This window comes from Mycolicibacterium arseniciresistens, from assembly GCF_030519285.1.
Classification (GTDB): domain Bacteria; phylum Actinomycetota; class Actinomycetes; order Mycobacteriales; family Mycobacteriaceae; genus Mycobacterium; species Mycobacterium arseniciresistens.
Genome location: NZ_JAUMSQ010000090.1, coordinates 1 through 16592 on the forward strand (window position 1 = coordinate 1; position 16592 = coordinate 16592).

The following is a 16592-nucleotide window of genomic DNA, read 5'->3' on the forward strand; positions in this document are numbered from 1 at the left end:
CCCGGAGCCCGCGCCTGAGCCGGAGCCCGCACCGGAACCTGCTCCTGAGCCCGCCCCGGAGCCGGAGCCCGCGGCCGAGGCGCCGGCGGAGTGCGTGCCCTCAGCCGAGACGACCTGCTGACGCGGCGCCTACCCGGCCCGTAGGGACGCGAAGGAGCCGCTTCCTCGGGACCGGTGCTACCTCCGCGCCGTGGCGCAGCCCGCGCGGATCAGCCGCCGGGCGGGACCAGCGTCGGCACGGTGATCGTCACCGTGCTGGTGCTCGTGCTGGTCTCCACCGATGTGGTGGTCGGGGGTGTCGTCGTGGTGGTCGTGGTGGTCGGCGCCGTGGTGGTCGTGGTGGTCGGCGCCGTCGTCGTCGTGGTCTCCGGTGCCGACGACGACTCGGTCACCGTCTCGGTCGGTGGCGGGCCCACGGGTGCCGACGTGTCGTCGGTCGACGACGTCGTCGTGGTGGTCGTCGTGGTGGTCTCGCCCGATGAGGAGTCGTCGGACGTCAGCTGGATCACCAGCCAGATGATCACCGCGATCAGCAGCGCTACCAGCGCACCGAGAGCGACCAGCGCGGCAGGCTTGCGATACCAGGGCTGCGGCTCCTCCGGCGGGGGCGCACCACCGCCGGGCGGTTCGCCGTAACCACCGCCGTAATCGCTGTACTGCTTCGGCTCGTTGCCGTAGGCCTCACCGCCGTAGGCCTGGCTGCCGTACTGCGTCGGATCGTCGTCGCTGTAGTTGTTCGGGTCACGCGCCACGGGCATCGATAGTAGGCCCTCAGTTGGCGCCGGGGTACAGGGAGCGGGTCTCGTTGAGGCGCGGCCGGCGGCGCGTCGACGTCGGTTCGTCGTCCTCGCTCTCCCTCGTGCGGGGTGCGCGGGACCGCGTGTTCGAGGACTCCGGAGCCGAAGTCGGAGGTGGCGGCGTCAGCGCCGGGTCCGCGGGGTTGATCTCGGTGGTCTGAATCGACCGGGTGGTGGTGATCGTCGAGGTGGTCGAGGTCGCCGAATCCGAGGGCGAGGCACTCGAGAACGTCGAATCCACGAACTCGGCGGGCGTGTTGTCGGGTTCGTCCCGGGACACGGCCGTCACGCCCCAGAGGACGAGGGCGATCGCGGCCAGCCCGGCGACACTCGCCCCCAACAACTTGGAGGTCGACTCGTGCCACGGCGGCTCCGCGGCGTCCCGCCCGTCGCGGTCATCGTCGTCGCCGGTCACGGGCACCGATCCTATCCATGCCCGGCCATCCGGTCAGTTCAGCTGTGGGATGACCTCCGCAGCGAACTGCGCCAGGTGGTCGAGGTCGGACATGTCGAGCATCTGCAGGTACACCCGCTGCACCCCGGCCTCGACGAACGGGCCGAGCTTGTCGACGATCTCCGCGGGGGTTCCCGTCACCGGCGAATTGCCGCGCAGCTCGTCGACCTCCCGCCCGATCGCGGCCGCTCGCCGCGCCACCTCGGCGTCGTCGCGGCCGGCGCACAGCACGAAGGCCGCCGAGTAGATCAGCGAGTCCTCCGGCCGGCCCGCGTCGGCGAGTGCCGCGGCCACCCGGCCGTACTGGGTTTTCAGCGTGTCCAGCGGCACGAACGGGATGTTGAACTCGTCGGCGAACCGCGCGGTGAGCGCGGGCGTCCGCTTCGGGCCGGCGCCACCGATGATGATCGGCGGCCGCGGCGACTGCACCGGTTTCGGCAGAGCGGGCGACTCCGCGACCGAGTAGTGCTCGCCCGCGTAGTCGAACGTCTCACCCGAAGGCGTCGCCCAGAGTCCGGTGATCACGTCGAGCTGCTCAGTGAGCCGGTCGAACCGCTCGCCCAGCGGCGGGAACGGGATGGCATAGGCGCGATGCTCCGCCTCGTACCAGCCGGCGCCGAGGCCCAATTCGACTCGGCCGTCGCTCATCTCGTCGACCTGGGCGACGGAGATCGCAAGCGGGCCCGGATGGCGGAAGGTGGCGGAGGTGACCATCGTGCCCAGCCGGATCGAGGTCGTCTCCCGTGCGATCCCGGCGAGCGTCACCCACGAGTCGGTCGGCCCGGGCAGGCCGTCGCCGCTCATCGCGACGTAGTGGTCGGATCGGAAGAAGGCCGAGTAGCCCAGCTGTTCGGCGGTGCGGGCGACCGCGAGTTGGTCGGCATAGGTCGCCCCCTGCTGGGGCTCGACGAAGACACGGAAGTCGGCGAGGTCCACGTTCGTCGAACCTACAGACCCTTCGGCGCGTCGCGCAGCGCCTGCACCGCCTGCGGATCGCCGTCGAGATCCACCCGCGCTTCCCGGCCCGCCGCGAACAGCAGCAACTCCTCGGGCCGGCCCGTCACCGTGACCGGCGCACCCTTTCCGGCGGTCACCAGCGTCGTGCCTGCGGGTGTCCGCAGCGCGGTCCGGGTGGGCGCCTTGGCCAGCGTCAGACGTGCGAACAGCGACAGCGTGCGGGTGAGTCCCTTGACGGCGTCGGCGTCGAGGTCGCGCGGCTCCCAGCCGGGGTGCGCCCGCCGGACGTCCTCGTGGTGGATGAACATCTCGGCCAGGTTGGCCACCGGGTCGAGCAGTTTGAACGGTGACCAGACCGGCGGACCCGCGGCGATCTTGTCCAGCATCCGATTCCAGTCGGTGGACTGCGCGACCTGCTCCTGGATCCGGTCGGTCCGGTCGGCGAAGAAGGGGGTCGCGATGCCGGGCGCGGCGTCGAGCCGGTACTCCCGGATCACCAGGTGTGCGGCGAGGTCGCGGGTGTCCCACCCCTCGCACAGGGTGGCGTCCCCGGGGTCGGTGGCCCGCATGGTCTCGACGAGTGCGGCGCGTTCGCGCTGGGCAGCGGTCATGGTGTCATTCTCCTGACTCGTCCGGCAGTCGCCACCCGGAGACTCCCGGCAGGGCGAGCGCCTCGTCGGGTCCCCAGCTTCCCTCGGCGTAGGGGCGGACCGGCGGCCGCGCGTCGAGCACCGGTTGGCACACCTGCCACAGCCGGTCCACCTCGTCGGCGCGGGTGAACAGCGTCTGGTCGCCGCGCATCACGTCCAGCAGCAGCCGTTCGTAGGCCTCGAGCGGGCTGTCGCCGTCGGGGTCGGCCGCGGCGAGGTCGATGTGCAGGCTCACCGGCATGAGCGACAGGTCGGGGCCCGGGCGCTTGGCCATCAGGTGCGCGCCGACCGCGGCGTCGTCGCTGAGTTCGAGCACCAGCTGGTTCGACCCGTAGGTCTGGTCGCCGAAGCGTCCCATCGGCGGGCTGCGGAAGGTCAGCGTGACGGTGCGGCGGGTGCCGCCCATCGCCTTGCCGGTGCGCAGGTAGAAGGGCATCCCCTGCCAGCGTTCGGTGTCGACGTAGGCCTCGAGGGCGACGTAGGTCTCGACGTCGGAGTCGTCGGCGACGCCGTCCTCGTCGCGGTATCCCTCGTACTGGCCGAACACCACCCGCTCCGGGTCCAGCGGCCGCATCGCCTGGAACACCTTGGCCTTCTCGTTGCGCAGCGACGTCGCGTCGAGGTGCACCGGCGGCTCCATCGCGACGAACCCGAGCACCTGGCACAGATGTGTGGAGATCATGTCCCGGAAGCAGCCGGTCGACTCGTAGAAGCTGCCGCGGCCCTCGACGGTGAGTTCCTCGGGCACGTCGATCTGCACCGACTCCAGGTGGTCGCGGTTCCATGCCGGCTCGATGAGGCCGTTGGCGAAGCGCAGCGCCAGGATGTTCTGCACCGCTTCCTTCCCAAGGAAGTGGTCGATGCGGTACACCTGCTCCTCGTCGACGACCTCCTTGAGCGCCGCGTCGAGTTCGCGCGACGACTCGAGGTCGGTGCCGAACGGCTTCTCCACGACGATGCGGGCGTCGTCGGTGAGGTGCTCGCGACCGAGCATGCCGATCATCGGCCGCATCGCCGTCGGCGGCACCGACAGGTAGATCAGGATGCGGGCGTCCTCGCCCAGCTTGTCGCGGGCCTGCCGGACGGCGTCGGCGAGGTCGCTGCCGTCGTCGGCGTCCGATGTCTGAAAGGTGATGCGCTGCACCAGATCCGACAACACGTCGTCGTCGATGTCTTCGACGGTGTCGCGCAGCCCGTCGCGGACGGTGTCCCGGAATTCGTCGTCGCTGCCGGGAGAATGGCGCCCGGACCCGATCACCACGTAGTCATCGGGCAGGCGCGACGCGGCGGCCAGCTTGTAGAGGCCCGGGAAGAGCTTGCGCTCGGCGAGGTCGCCGGTCGCGCCGAAGAGTACGAAAACCTGCGGCGGCGGCCGGTCGTCGGTGGTCATGCGGCTGGGCCGATGCTGGCTTCGTGTGCGTGCACGCTGGTGAGTTGCCCGGCAGGCGTCGCGGCAAAACAGGTGTGATGAAGAACGTCAGAAAGTGTCGACCCGTTCGACGGCGACGAACATGCCGTGCCGGGTGCCGTCGTTGGTGAACCGGGTGCCGTCAGGGGTGGCCTCGATGGTCCAGCCCACCGCGCGGTAGCTGCGGTAGTCGAGGGTGACGGCGGGGATGTCGCCGAGGTTGCCGACCACCCATTCGATGCCGCCGCCTGCGCTCACGCGCACCCCGTTGGCGGGCGCACCGTCGACGTCGGGGGCGTCGGTGAACGGCGCTTCGCAGCCGACCTCGTCGGTGTCGAGCTGGCAGCGGGTCTTGCCGGACTTCGTCTGGATGAAGACGTAGCCGTTCTCGGCGGGCAGCTCCTGGGCCGGCGGCGGCGCAGGCGGCGTGGATGTCGGCGGTTTGGCGGCCGGGGTCCGGCTGGGCCGCGGCGTCGGGAACGTCGGCTCCGTCGGCGAGATCGGCTTGATCCGCGGTGGCGCCTCGGGGGCGCTCTGACAGCCCGTGACGAGCGCACCGATGGCCAGGACGGCTGCGATCGCCGGGACGAGCCTCATCCGCCCAGGCTACCGAGTGTGGGGCGGCAGTGACGGAAGTGACGCGCGTGGAATGGCGTCAGAGTCGGGTGGCGAGGTACGGCGCCGTTCTGCTTCGTCGCGATGCGGCCACCGCGTCCGGGGTGCCCGCGGCGACCACGCGGCCCCCGTCGTGGCCGGCGCCGGGGCCCAGGTCGATCACCCAGTCGGCGCCCGCCACGACGTTCATGTCGTGTTCGGCGACGACGACCGTGTTCCCCGCGTCGACCAGCTGGTGCAGCTGTTCTTCCAGCCGCTCGACGTCGGCGGGGTGCAGACCCGTGGTGGGTTCGTCGAGCACGTAGAGCGTGTGGCCGCGCCGAGTCCGCTGCAGTTCCGACGCCAGCTTGATGCGCTGGGCCTCGCCGCCGGACAGTTCGGTGGCAGGCTGCCCGAGCCGCAGGTAGCTCAGCCCGACGTCGCGCAGCGTGGCGAGGCTGCGGGCCGCGCCGGGAAGGTCGGCCAGGAAGTCGCCTGCCTCGTCGACGGTCATCTGGAGGACGTCGGCGATGGTGCGGTCGCGGTAGGTGACCTCGAGCGTCTCGTCGGAGTAGCGGGCGCCGTGGCAGGTGGGACACGTGGCGTAGGTGCCGGGCAGGAAGAGAAGTTCGACGGCGACGAACCCCTCGCCCTGGCAGGTGGGGCAGCGTCCCTCGGCGACGTTGAACGAGAACCGGCCCGCCGACCACCCCCGCCGCCTGGCCTCCTCGGTCTCGGCGAACGCGCGCCGGACGGCGTCGAACATGCCCGTGTAGGTGGCGAGGTTGGACCGCGGCGTGCGACCGATCGGACGCTGGTCGACACTGATCAACCGGTCGATGAGCTCGACACCGTCGGCGCTCACCCCGACGCTCGCGTCGAGGTCGATGTCGAGCATCTGGTCGGCGTCGTCGACCTCCTCGGCGGATTGCATTGCCGTGCCGCCGGATCCGAGGTGGCGCGTGACCACGTCGCCGAGCACCTTGCACACCAGGGTGGACTTTCCCGACCCGGAGACGCCCGTCACCGCGGTGAACACGCCGAGCGGCAGGTCGACGTCGAGGCCGTGCAGATTGTGGAAGTCGATGCCGCGCAGTTTCAATCTGCTCCGCGGCGTCCGTCGCTTCCCGGCCTCGCGTGCCGCGTCGTCGAACAGGTAGCGGCGCGTGGTCGACGCGGTGACGTCGGCCAGCCCCGCCACCGGTCCGCTGTAGAGCACCTCGCCGCCGTGCTCACCCGCACCCGGTCCGACGTCGACGATCCAATCGGCGCGGCGCACCACGTCCATGTCGTGCTCGACGACGAAGAGCGAATTGCCGGCGCGGCGAAGCCTGTCCAGCACCTCGAGCAGCGGTTCGGCGTCGGCCGGGTGCAGCCCCGCCGACGGTTCGTCGAGAACGTACAGCACGCCGAACAGTCCGGACCGCAACTCCGTGGCGAGCTTGAGACGCTGCAGTTCACCCGGCGACACCGTCGGTGTGCGTCGGTCCATGCTCAGGTAGCCCAGCCCGAGGTCCACCAGGATCGCGATCCGGGCCACCAGATCGGCGGCGATCATCGTGGCCACCTCGGTGAGCTCGCCGGACTCCGTCGACTCGTAGGCGGGTGCGAAGTCCGTGCGAACGGCGGTGGGCCGCAACGCCTCGGCGAGCTCTGTCAGCGGCATGGCGACGTAGTCGGCGATGGAGCGGCCCGCGAAGGTCACGGCCAGGGACTCGGGGCGCAGCCCGGCGCCGTGGCAGACCGGGCACTCGGCGCTGTCGACGTACTGCAGCACCCGGCGGCGCATGGCGGCGCTCTGTGAGTTGGCCAGCGTGTGGCGGACGTGGCGTTCGGCGCTGGAGAAGGTGCCGTTGTAGTAGTAGTCGGCCGTCACCGGGTGCACGCCCGGATCGATCTCGACGGTCGGCTGGTCGTCGGTGAAGAGAATCCAATCCCTTTGCCGCTTGGGCAGTTTGCGCCAAGGTCTGTCGATGTCGTAGCCGAGCGTGATGAGGATGTCGCGCAGGTTCTGCCCCTGCCACGCGCCCGGCCACGCCGCGACCGCGCCCTCGCGGATGCTCAGCGACGGATCGGGCACCAGCGTGCTTTCGGTGACCCGGTGGACGCGGCCGAGCCCGTGGCATTCCGGGCACGCGCCGACGGCGGTGTTGGGGGAGAAGGCGTCGGAGTCGAGTCGTTCGGTGCTCCCCGGCGGATAGGTGCCGGCCCGCGAGAACAACATGCGCAACAGGTTCGACAGCGTCGTCACGGTACCGACCGTCGAGCGCGAGGACGACGAACCCCGTCGCTGCGCAAGCGCCACCGCAGGGGGAAGCCCGGTGATGTCGTCGACCTTCGGAGCGCCCGCGGGCAGCAGCAGCCGCCGGGCGTACGGAGCGACGGACTCGAAATACCTGCGCTGCGCCTCGGCGTAGATCGTGCCGAACGCCAGCGAGGATTTGCCGGAACCCGATACGCCGGTGAAGGCCACGAAGGCGTCGCGTGGGGCGGCCACGTCGACGGAGCGCAGGTTGTGCACCCGCGACCCCCGGACGCGCACGTACGGATCGAGTGGTTCGCGATCGGGACCGGGCGTCATGTCAGCCACCATGTCACGACGTGGTTCGCGCGGGACGCGATGCGGCAGACGTCGTGCGACGTCAGGCCTCCGGATGCCAGCGCGCGATCCGGCAGGCGAAGGCGTACCAGCCGTCGTCGACCCTGATCCTCGCCACACCGCAGATGCGGCCGTCGAGGCCTTCGTCGAGCACCGTGAAGCCGGGGGTGGACTTCGCGTCGGCGACCGGTGGGACGAAGCCGGTGCCGACGTCGTTGTCGTCGATGTCGTCCTCTTCGATCACCGACACCTCGACTCCGTCGAGATAGACCGTTCTCGGGGCGGGGAATTTGTCGCCGACGGTACGCACCGCGTCGTCCTCGAAGTCACCGATGACCGAATGGGTGATGTCGGCGATCATCTGCCCGTCGGCGCGCACCTGGAGGGCGATGTCGTCGGCGCCCCAGCCCGAGGTCTCCTGCTGGCAGGTCAGGGTGGCCTCGATGGCAGGCCAGGTGAGGAGCAGGTTGATCGGCGTTCGCAACACGATCTTGAACTCCACCTTGCGTGACGGGTCCGTCGTGCGTTGCACCAGGACGAAGAAGTGTTCGTTCTCCTTGGCCTCCCACGCGACGTTCGGCTGGCTGTCGGGTCCGGCGTCAAAGAGCCACTCGGCGGGCGGGTTGATGCCGTCCCAGCGGCCCACGGTCAACAGCACGTCGGTGGGGTATGCACCGTCCACGACCGCGTACTCGACGTCGACGAACAGTTCGGCCGGTCGCGGCAGTGCGATGCGCGGCGTCTCCACCAGGAACCACTTGCTCTCACTGTCGTCCCAGTCGGCGTCACCGGTGTCGATGTTGAACGGCTGCTCCGGGAACCATTCCGTGCGCGCCTTCTCGGGGATCAGCACGATCGCGTCCCGCCACGTCCGCCCCTCGTGGAGGTGCATGCGCAGGACGTAGGAGCATTCGCTGTGCCGATTCCGGAGGAACACCTTGATGAAGAACGGCGCCATCAGCACGAACCGCTCACCGAGCTCCGGGTCGCTCGGGTTGCGGTACGGCGGCTGCGGCGTGGAGAAGTCGTCGCCGAGATAGATCTCGAACAGCGTCTCCGCGCCGGTCCAGGTCAGGTCGATGTCGTAGGTGCCCGGCGCGTCGACTCTGTACCACTGAACGACACCCTCGGTCAGGGACGAGCCGTGGGAGTAGTCCACCTGGCTCGGCACGTCGACCGCGGTCGCCGGTGTCCGGAACGGCTCGGCCTCGTGGAAGTCCGCACGCAGCGGATGGTGGTCGCTGAGGTACGGAACCAGTCCGTGAGGATCGGCCAAGTCCCGGTCGATGCGCAGGTGCTGCACGGCCAATCGGCTTGTCGCCGAGGAGAACACGTAGTCCAGCCGTTGCCGGTACGGCGGGTACACCGCGTCGGCGGTGAAGCCTGGGTCGCTGCGCCCGCTGGCCGGCCCGGGGCACTGGTCGCGGCCCCACCGGTCGACGAGCTGTTCGTACAGCGGCGCCCCGGGCTTGCCGAACAGGGTGGTCCACTCGGGGTCGGGTCCCGGGGGATGGGCCGCACTGTCGAGGTCGGCGTACCCCACGACGTTGAGGTCGCCGAGGAAGAAGACCTCCTTGCTGAAGGGCGGCGATTCCTCGACGCACCGTTCGACGAACTTCGCCACATCCTGCATCTGCGCGAGACGGTCTCCGACGTTCTCGCCGACCATGTCGGTGTCGGCCTGCGTGTGGCTGATGAACACGTGCCGCTCGTCGGAACCGGGCGGTTTCAGCCGCGCGTAGAGCACCCCCTTGGCGGCGAACTTGTCGTTGTCGGATGCCGCGGCGTACATCAGGAACCGCACCACGGGCACCTTGCCGGCGAACGCGGGGTCGAGCAGGTCGGCGGCATCGGGCGGCGCGGGCACCGTCGCGAACGGGTAGCGGCTCGCCAGGAAGAGGCCGCTGTCCTCGAACTTCAGCGCAGCCAGGCCGGCGAGATCCGCCAGCGGGCCCATGGTGATCTCCCACACCGCCTCCTGCAGGTCGCCGACGAATCCGGGTCTGACGATGCGGGTGTGGAACGTGTCGGCCTTGGCCACCTGATACGGGAACTTCGCGCGCAATCTTGCGCTGAGTACGTCGCGGGCCGGTTCGTCGAAGACCTCGTTGAGGCAGACGACGTCGATCTCCTCCGGGCTGTTCAGGATCGCCTTCGCGATGAGTGCGGCGCGCTGCGGAGCGGTGTAGACCGGAGGGATCGACGGCGGGAATCCCATCTCCATCAGCGCCGACCGCATCTGGACGTTGTAGGTGAGGATGCGCATCGAGTCGCTCACGATCCGAGTCCTCCTATCGAGTCGAACAGCGGCACAACGACATCGGGTGGACTGCCCCGGAGCCGGGCCACCTCGTCGAAGCCGTCGCCTGCCGGTTGCAGCAGCCGCAGCTCGTTGGCCCGCAGGTCGGCGACCACCAGGTTGTCACCGGCCGACGCGACGAAGGTGGGGGCCGGCCACGCCGCACCGTCGAGTGCCACCGCCCGCGTCCCGGCGTCGTCGACGATCAGCAGCCTGCGGTTGCCGACGTCGATGAGCGCGACGCCGTCCAGATGAGAGCAGACGGAGTAGGGCACAGTGGGTTTCGCGCCGCCCGGCAGCGGGATCTCCGTCCACCCGCCGAGATCGCCGTCGATGCGGGTGAGCCGGTGGGCGCCGGGGTCGGTGACCCAGATGCGGTCACTCGTGTCGACCGCCAGCCCGCGGGGATCGGCGTACGCCCCTTCCGCCGGATCCGCGGCGGTGGGCGCCCCCATGTGCCCGTAGGTGGTCCAGCCTCCGCCGCCGATGTCGTCGATGAACACGAGCCGGGAGTTGCCGCCGTCGAGGGCCACGAGCCGCCCGCCGCTGAACGCGGTCGCCACCGGTCGTCGGAACTCACCGGTTCCGCTGCCGGACGAGCCGAAGCGGGTCCACCCGCCGCCGAAGTTCGCTGCGGCGAGGCTGTCCCCGGTCAACTCGGCGACCGCGACGGTCCCTGTGCCGTCCCGCGCGGCCCCCGACGGACCGGACAGCGCGGCGCCGCCGAACTCCGTCAGCGTCCCCGGATCGAGGGTGTCCCCGTCGACCTCGAACACCCGGCCGCCCAGGAACTCTGTGAACACGACTGTCATCGGCTCAGTCTGTCGCCTCGGCCGCCGCGGCGGGGGTGATCTTGACCGGTGGGGTAGTCGGCTACCCGTGGTCGGCTACCCGTCGGAGTTTGAATGCCTCTTCGACGGGTAACGCCGTCTACCAAACACAACGGCAAGGGAGTGCACCGTGGACACCACGAAATTGGCGGGAGTCGTCACTGCCGGCGCAGTCATGGTCGGCATCGGTACCGCGTCGCCGGCGGCAGCAGAGAGCAGCATCCAGGTCGCAGGAAGCGAGGCGACCGCGAGTCAGAACGGCACTGAGGTCGCGTACACGGTGAGCAGAATCGTGCCGAGCTCGGCCCCCGTCGCGCCCCCGGCCGGCGGTCAGCTGTATGAGGCCACGGTGATGGCCAAGGCACTGCAGGGCACGGTCATTCCGGCGGTGCCGTCCTTCACCGCCCGCTCGGCGAGCGGTGCCACCTATCCCGTCCTGCCCGGAGCCTTCAATCTCAGCACATTCCCACTCCTGCAGGGCGATACGAGAAAGGGCCAGATCTACTTCGCCGTCGTCGGTGAGGCGCCGAACAGCGTGGTCTACAACAACGGGGCCGGGGATGTGCTGACCTGGGTGCAGGCCGGCCAACCGTTGCCCAGCGCCGACGGCAGTGATTCGGCAGGCGGCGAGGGTGGCGGTCCGGAAGGCGCCTCGCAAGGGGTGCCCGATGAGACCGACGAGGAACTCGGCCTCCCGTACCTCGAAGGTGAAGCCGTGGACACTGAGGAAGACTCCGAAGAGGGTGGCGGCTAGACCGCTGAGAACACCGGCGGTCACGAGCCATCGTGGCGGTTCCGGTCGACGCGGGCCCGCGGGGCCGTAGATTCGACGCCGACCGCCCGACGGAAGGGGCCACCATGCCGGAGAGCGGACTGCTGCTCGATCCCAACGCCTATGACCCGCAACACTTCGACGCCGAGACGCGCCGACTGCTCCGCGCCCTGATCGACTGGTTCGAGACGCGTGGCAAGACCCGACTGCTCGACGACGACCTGCAGGCGGCCTGGGTGTCGGATTTCCTCGACTTCGTCAAAAGGGAACGGCTGTTCGCGACGTTCCTGACCCCGTCGGAGTACGGCGGCGGCGACCCGGACAAGCGCTGGGACACCTCTCGCAACGCCGCGCTGAGCGAGATCCTCGGCTTCTACGGGCTGGCCTACTGGTACGCCGAGCAGGTCACCATCCTCGGGCTCGGGCCGATCTGGCAGAGCGACAACATCAAGGCCAAGGAGAAGGCCGCCGCTCAGCTCGAGGACGGCGGGGTGATGGCGTTCGCGCTCTCCGAACGCGAACACGGCGCCGACATCTACAACACCGACCTGCTGTTGACGCCGGCGGGCGCCGACGACGAGGAGGGGGTGGTGTTCCGCGCGTCGGGCGAGAAGTACTACATCGGCAACGGCAACGTGGCGGGCATGGTCTCGGTGTTCTCGCGCCGCACCGACGTCGAGGGCGCCGACGGGTACGTGTGGTTCGTCGCGGACTCCGGGCACGACGACTACGAGCTGATCGGCAACGTGGTGCACGGCCAGATGTTCGTGAGCAACTTCCGGCTCAACGAGTACCCGGTGCACGAGGAGGACATCCTGTGCACCGGACCGGACGCGTTCTCCGCGGCCCTCAACACCGTCAACGTCGGCAAGTTCAACCTCTGCAGCGGCTCGATCGGGATGTGCGAGCACGCGTTCTACGAGGCGATCACCCACGCCAACAACCGCATCCTGTACGGCAACCCCGTCACCGACTTCCCGCATGTGCGAGCGGGTTTCGTCGAGGCGTTCGCACGCCTGATCGCGATGAAACTGTTCAGCGACCGCGCCGTCGACTACTTCCGCAGCGCGAGTCTCGACGACCGCCGCTACCTGCTGTTCAACCCCGTCACGAAGTCGAAGGTGACCTCTGAGGGCGAGAAGGTGGTGACGCTGCTGTGGGACATCCTCGCCGCCAAGGGTTTCGAGCGGAACACCTACTTCTGTGAGGTCGCGCGCCTCATCGGCGCACTGCCCAGGCTCGAGGGCACCGTGCACGTCAACGTCGCGCAGATCCTCAAGTTCATGCCGAACTACATGTTCAACCCGGCGAGCTATCCGGAGGTCGGCACCCGCCGTGACCCGGCCGACGACGTCTTCTTCTGGTCGCAGGGTCCGGCCCGCGGCGCATCGAGAGTCCAGTTCGCCGACTGGGCGCCCGTATACGAACGGCACCTCGGCCTGCCCAACGTGGCGGTGTTCTACGAGCAGGTGCAGGCGCTGAAGGACCTGCTGACGACGTCACCGCCCGACGCGGACCAGCAGCGCGACCTGGACTTCGTGCTCGTGGTGGGCCACCTGTTCTCGCTGGTGGTGTACGGCCAGCTGATCCTCGAGCAGGCCGAGATCACCGGCCTCGACGGCGACCTGCTCGACCAGATCTTCGACGTCGCGATCCGCGATTTCTCCGGCTACGCCGTCGCGTTGCACGGCAAGCCGAGCTCGACCGAGGCACAGCAGGGCTGGGCGGTGTCGACGCTGCGCAAGCCGGTGGCCGACGCCGAGCGATTCGACCGGGTGTGGACGCAGGTGGTGTCCTACGACGGCGCCTACGAGATGCGGCCCTGACCACCGCGCCCGTCAGGCGCGCGCCATCTGGGCGTACCCGTCGGCGAGTGCGTGCAGTTGCGCCGCGCCGTCGCCGGCGAACGAGGCCCCGTGCATCGTCGCCAGCGTCGTCGGGCGCAGATCGGCCAGCGTGGTCAGTGTCGGCCCGAGCGTGGCGGTCAGACCCGTCGCGCGGAAGAACTCCTCGGCCTGCAGGGCCGGTCCCACGAGGTCGGACTCCGTGAGCGCGGGGCATCTGCCTGCGTGGGTGAACAGGTCACCGGCCAGCAGCGTGCCGGTGCTCTCGTCGAACCAGAGGCCCGCCTCCCAGTTGTGCGGGACATGGGGCGTCGGGAGGAATCGCAGGACGTGACCCCCGATGTCGAGGGGATCGTCGGTGGCGGCGACCGGCGGGCGGTCGCACATGTCGGTGAGCGACAGCATGCACGCCAGCGGACCGTGGATCACCTCGGCGTGCGGTGCGGCCGCCAGCCAGTGGTTCATCGCTCCGCACTCGTCGGCCTCCACGTGGCCGAAGGAGATCCACCGCAGCTCCTCGACGGGCATGACCCGGCGCAGCGCCGCGGACACCAGCGGGAACAGCAGGCGTTGTCCACAGTGGAAGAGGAACGGTTCGTCGCCGGTCAGCAGGAACTGGTTCATGGTGAAGCCGTGCTCGGTGATGTCGGGGATCCAGGTCGACAGCCGGAAGAAGCCGGGCCCGATCTCGTCCACAACGGTGTCCATGGATCGATGGTCCGCCGACCGCGACCGTTTCGGACCGGATACGCCGCCGGGAACAAATCGGCGGGCCGCCCCGTTGAGCCATTCGAATAAGTTGAGTGAATCAGGCTCAAGTCTGGGTTGACAGGAAGCGGTCAACGGTTGCAGTCTTGAGTGCGGTCCGCTCAGACCCTACGTATCTAATCAGGAGGCAACACCATGGCTCGTGCGGTCGGAATCGACCTCGGGACCACCAACTCCGTGGTCGCGGTGCTCGAGGGCGGCGATCCCGTCGTCGTCGCGAACTCGGAGGGCTCGCGCACCACACCGTCGGTGGTCGCATTCGCCCGCAACGGCGAGGTGCTCGTCGGCCAGCCCGCCAAGAACCAGGCGGTCACCAACGTCGACCGGACCATCCGTTCGGTCAAGCGTGAGATCGGCACGGAATGGTCCGTGGAGATCGACGGCAAGAACTACACCCCCCAGGAGATCAGTGCGCGCATCCTGCAGAAGCTGAAGCGCGACGCCGAGAGCTACCTGGGTGAGGACATCACCGACGCGGTCATCACCGTGCCTGCGTACTTCAACGACGCCCAGCGGCAGGCCACCAAGGAAGCCGGCCAGATCGCCGGGCTGAACGTGCTGCGCATCGTCAACGAGCCCACCGCGGCCGCCCTGGCCTACGGCCTGGACAAGGGCGAGAAGGAACAGACCATCCTGGTCTTCGACCTCGGCGGCGGCACGTTCGACGTGTCCCTGCTGGAGATCGGCGAAGGCGTCGTCGAGGTGCGCGCCACCTCGGGTGACAACCACCTCGGTGGCGACGACTGGGACGACCGGATCGTCGAGTGGCTCGTCGAGAAGTTCAAGGGCACCAGCGGCATCGACCTGACCAAGGACAAGATGGCGATGCAGCGGCTGCGTGAGGCCGCCGAGAAGGCGAAGATCGAGCTCTCGAGCTCGCAGAGCACCTCGATCAACCTGCCCTACATCACCGTCGACGCGGACAAGAACCCGCTGTTCCTCGACGAGCAGCTGACCCGCTCGGAGTTCCAGCGCATCACCCAGGATCTGCTGGACCGCACCCGCAAGCCGTTCCAGCAGGTGATCAAGGACGCCGGCATCTCGGTGTCCGACATCGATCACGTGGTGCTGGTCGGCGGTTCCACCCGGATGCCCGCGGTCTCCGAACTCGTCAAGGAGATGACCGGTGGGCAGGAGCCCAACAAGGGCGTCAACCCCGACGAGGTCGTCGCGGTCGGCGCGGCCCTGCAGGCCGGCGTGCTGAAGGGTGAGGTGAAGGACGTCCTGCTGCTCGATGTCACCCCGCTGAGCCTCGGCATCGAGACCAAGGGCGGCGTGATGACCAAGCTCATCGAGCGCAACACCACGATCCCGACCAAGCGGTCGGAGACGTTCACCACGGCCGACGACAACCAGCCGTCGGTGCAGATCCAGGTGTTCCAGGGTGAGCGTGAGATCGCCTCGCACAACAAGCTGCTCGGCTCCTTCGAGCTGACCGGTATCCCGCCGGCTCCGCGCGGCGTGCCCCAGATCGAGGTGACGTTCGACATCGACGCCAACGGCATCGTGCACGTCACCGCGAAGGACAAGGGCACCGGCAAGGAGAACACGATCCGCATCCAGGAGGGCTCCGGCCTGTCCAAGGAGGAGATCGACCGGATGATCAAGGACGCCGAGGCGCACGCCGAGGAGGACCGCCAGCGTCGCGAGGAGGCCGACGTCCGCAACCAGGCCGAGTCGCTGGTCTACCAGACGGAGAAGTTCGTCAAGGAGCAGCGCGAGGCCGAAGGCGGCTCGAAGGTCCCCGAGGACACGCTGAGCAAGGTGGACTCCGCGGTGGCCGACGCCAAGTCGGCTCTTGCCGGCACCGACATCTCGGCGATCAAGGCCGCGATGGAGAAGCTGGGCGAGGAGAGTCAGGCGCTGGGCCAGGCGATCTACGAGGCCACCCAGGCCGAGCAGGCCGCGGGCGGCGCTGCCGGCGGCTCCACCAACAGCGATGACGACGTCGTCGATGCCGAGGTCGTCGAGGATGACCGGGAGAACAAGTGAGTGAGAACGATCCGCACGAGCCGGTGACCATCACCGACAAACGGCGCATCGATCCCGACACCGGTGAGGTCCGCGAGGCGCCGGCTCCCAGTGAGCCGGCGCCCGCCGCCCCCGGCCCCGAGTCGGACACCGACGAGGTCGCCGAGCTCAAGGGCACCCTGCAACGGGTGAAGGCCGAGTACGACAACTACCGCAAGCGGACGCTGCGCGATCAGCAGCTCATCGCCGAGCGGGCCAAGGTCGCGGCCGTCACCCAGTTGCTGCCCGTGCTCGACGATCTCGACCGGGCGCGTAGCCACGGTGATCTGGAGTCCGGCCCGCTGAAGTCGGTCGCCGACAAGCTGGCGACCGCGCTGGAAGGGCTCGGACTCTCCGGATTCGGCGAAGAGGGTGACCCGTTCGACCCGGCGCTGCACGAAGCCGTGCAGCACGAGGGCGAAGGCACCCACCCGATCGTCGGCACCGTGATGCGACGCGGATACCGGGTCGGCGAGCAGGTGGTGCGCCACGCGCTCGTCGGCGTGGTGGACACGGTTCCCGAGGCACCCGCCGACGGTGCCGGTGAGCAGGCCGGCTCCGCCCAGGACGCGGAATGAGCACCGGCGGTCGGGAGTCGAAGGCTCCCGGC

At 69.2% G+C, this 16592-nt stretch carries 14 protein-coding genes; 4 read left to right on the top strand and 10 right to left on the bottom strand.

The window, feature by feature from the left end; translation table 11 throughout:
* Positions 1 to 209: 209 nt before the first annotated feature.
* The 9 genes from Q2100_RS13955 to Q2100_RS13995 form a co-directional block, all read right to left on the bottom strand.
* Positions 210 to 758 (bottom strand): hypothetical protein, encoded by a 549-nt coding sequence (locus tag Q2100_RS13955; RefSeq protein ID WP_302914547.1) that lies wholly within the window; start codon positions 756 to 758, stop codon positions 210 to 212.
* 13 nt (positions 759 to 771) lie between these two features.
* Positions 772 to 1212: a hypothetical protein gene (locus tag Q2100_RS13960; RefSeq protein ID WP_302914548.1), complete on the bottom strand. Its 441-nt coding sequence runs from the start codon at positions 1210 to 1212 to the stop codon at positions 772 to 774.
* Positions 1213 to 1245: 33 nt separating this feature from the next.
* Entirely contained in the window at positions 1246 to 2187 is a 942-nt protein-coding gene (locus Q2100_RS13965) for an LLM class F420-dependent oxidoreductase (RefSeq protein ID WP_302914549.1), read from the bottom strand.
* An 11-nt stretch (positions 2188 to 2198) separates the two neighbouring features.
* Positions 2199 to 2819, bottom strand: a complete 621-nt coding sequence (locus Q2100_RS13970) for a TIGR03085 family metal-binding protein (RefSeq protein ID WP_302914550.1) — start codon at positions 2817 to 2819, stop codon at positions 2199 to 2201.
* Between the two features lie 4 nt (positions 2820 to 2823).
* Positions 2824 to 4248 (bottom strand): glucose-6-phosphate dehydrogenase, encoded by a 1425-nt coding sequence (gene zwf, locus Q2100_RS13975; RefSeq protein WP_302914551.1) that lies wholly within the window; start codon positions 4246 to 4248, stop codon positions 2824 to 2826.
* A gap of 87 nt (positions 4249 to 4335) precedes the next feature.
* A complete protein-coding gene (locus tag Q2100_RS13980; RefSeq protein ID WP_302914552.1) occupies positions 4336 to 4863 on the bottom strand; it encodes a hypothetical protein in 528 nt (175 codons plus the stop codon).
* 58 nt (positions 4864 to 4921) lie between these two features.
* On the bottom strand, positions 4922 to 7441 hold the full coding sequence (locus tag Q2100_RS13985; protein ID WP_302914553.1) for an excinuclease ABC subunit UvrA: 2520 nt from the start codon (positions 7439 to 7441) through the stop codon (positions 4922 to 4924).
* 61 nt (positions 7442 to 7502) lie between these two features.
* Complete coding sequence (locus Q2100_RS13990; protein WP_302914554.1) at positions 7503 to 9737, bottom strand: endonuclease/exonuclease/phosphatase family protein; 2235 nt, start codon at positions 9735 to 9737, stop codon at positions 7503 to 7505.
* A complete protein-coding gene (locus tag Q2100_RS13995; RefSeq protein ID WP_302914555.1) occupies positions 9734 to 10570 on the bottom strand; it encodes an NHL repeat-containing protein in 837 nt (278 codons plus the stop codon). Before Q2100_RS13995 ends, Q2100_RS13990 begins: the two co-directional genes overlap by 4 nt.
* 148 nt (positions 10571 to 10718) lie before the next feature.
* On the opposite strand from Q2100_RS13995, the gene Q2100_RS14000 reads away from it, so the two are divergent.
* Positions 10719 to 11342 (top strand): DUF1942 domain-containing protein, encoded by a 624-nt coding sequence (locus Q2100_RS14000; RefSeq protein WP_302914556.1) that lies wholly within the window; start codon positions 10719 to 10721, stop codon positions 11340 to 11342.
* 104 nt (positions 11343 to 11446) lie between these two features.
* Complete coding sequence (locus Q2100_RS14005) at positions 11447 to 13186, top strand: acyl-CoA dehydrogenase family protein (protein ID WP_302914572.1); 1740 nt, start codon at positions 11447 to 11449, stop codon at positions 13184 to 13186.
* A 12-nt stretch (positions 13187 to 13198) separates the two neighbouring features.
* Here the strand turns inward: Q2100_RS14005 and Q2100_RS14010 are convergent, their stop codons facing one another.
* On the bottom strand, positions 13199 to 13912 hold the full coding sequence (locus Q2100_RS14010; protein WP_302914557.1) for an oxygen-binding di-iron domain-containing protein: 714 nt from the start codon (positions 13910 to 13912) through the stop codon (positions 13199 to 13201).
* 195 nt (positions 13913 to 14107) lie between these two features.
* Between Q2100_RS14010 and dnaK the strand changes: the two genes are divergently transcribed.
* Entirely contained in the window at positions 14108 to 15964 is a 1857-nt protein-coding gene (gene dnaK, locus Q2100_RS14015) for a molecular chaperone DnaK (RefSeq protein ID WP_302914558.1), read from the top strand.
* On the top strand, positions 15961 to 16560 hold the full coding sequence (gene grpE / locus Q2100_RS14020; RefSeq protein ID WP_302914559.1) for a nucleotide exchange factor GrpE: 600 nt from the start codon (positions 15961 to 15963) through the stop codon (positions 16558 to 16560). Before dnaK ends, grpE begins: the two co-directional genes overlap by 4 nt.
* Positions 16561 to 16592: the final 32 nt, after the last annotated feature.

Coding starts and splice junctions, on each gene's coding strand:
- Q2100_RS14005 (WP_302914572.1), top strand. CDS start 11,447: ATGCCGGAGAGCGGACTGCTGCTCGATCCCAACGCCTATGACCCGCAA.
- Q2100_RS13970 (WP_302914550.1), bottom strand. CDS start 2,819: ATGACCGCTGCCCAGCGCGAACGCGCCGCACTCGTCGAGACCATGCGG.
- Q2100_RS13985 (WP_302914553.1), bottom strand. CDS start 7,441: ATGACGCCCGGTCCCGATCGCGAACCACTCGATCCGTACGTGCGCGTC.
- Q2100_RS13980 (WP_302914552.1), bottom strand. CDS start 4,863: ATGAGGCTCGTCCCGGCGATCGCAGCCGTCCTGGCCATCGGTGCGCTC.
- Q2100_RS13995 (WP_302914555.1), bottom strand. CDS start 10,570: ATGACAGTCGTGTTCACAGAGTTCCTGGGCGGCCGGGTGTTCGAGGTC.
- Q2100_RS14010 (WP_302914557.1), bottom strand. CDS start 13,912: ATGGACACCGTTGTGGACGAGATCGGGCCCGGCTTCTTCCGGCTGTCG.
- dnaK (WP_302914558.1), top strand. CDS start 14,108: ATGGCTCGTGCGGTCGGAATCGACCTCGGGACCACCAACTCCGTGGTC.
- zwf (WP_302914551.1), bottom strand. CDS start 4,248: ATGACCACCGACGACCGGCCGCCGCCGCAGGTTTTCGTACTCTTCGGC.
- Q2100_RS13955 (WP_302914547.1), bottom strand. CDS start 758: ATGCCCGTGGCGCGTGACCCGAACAACTACAGCGACGACGATCCGACG.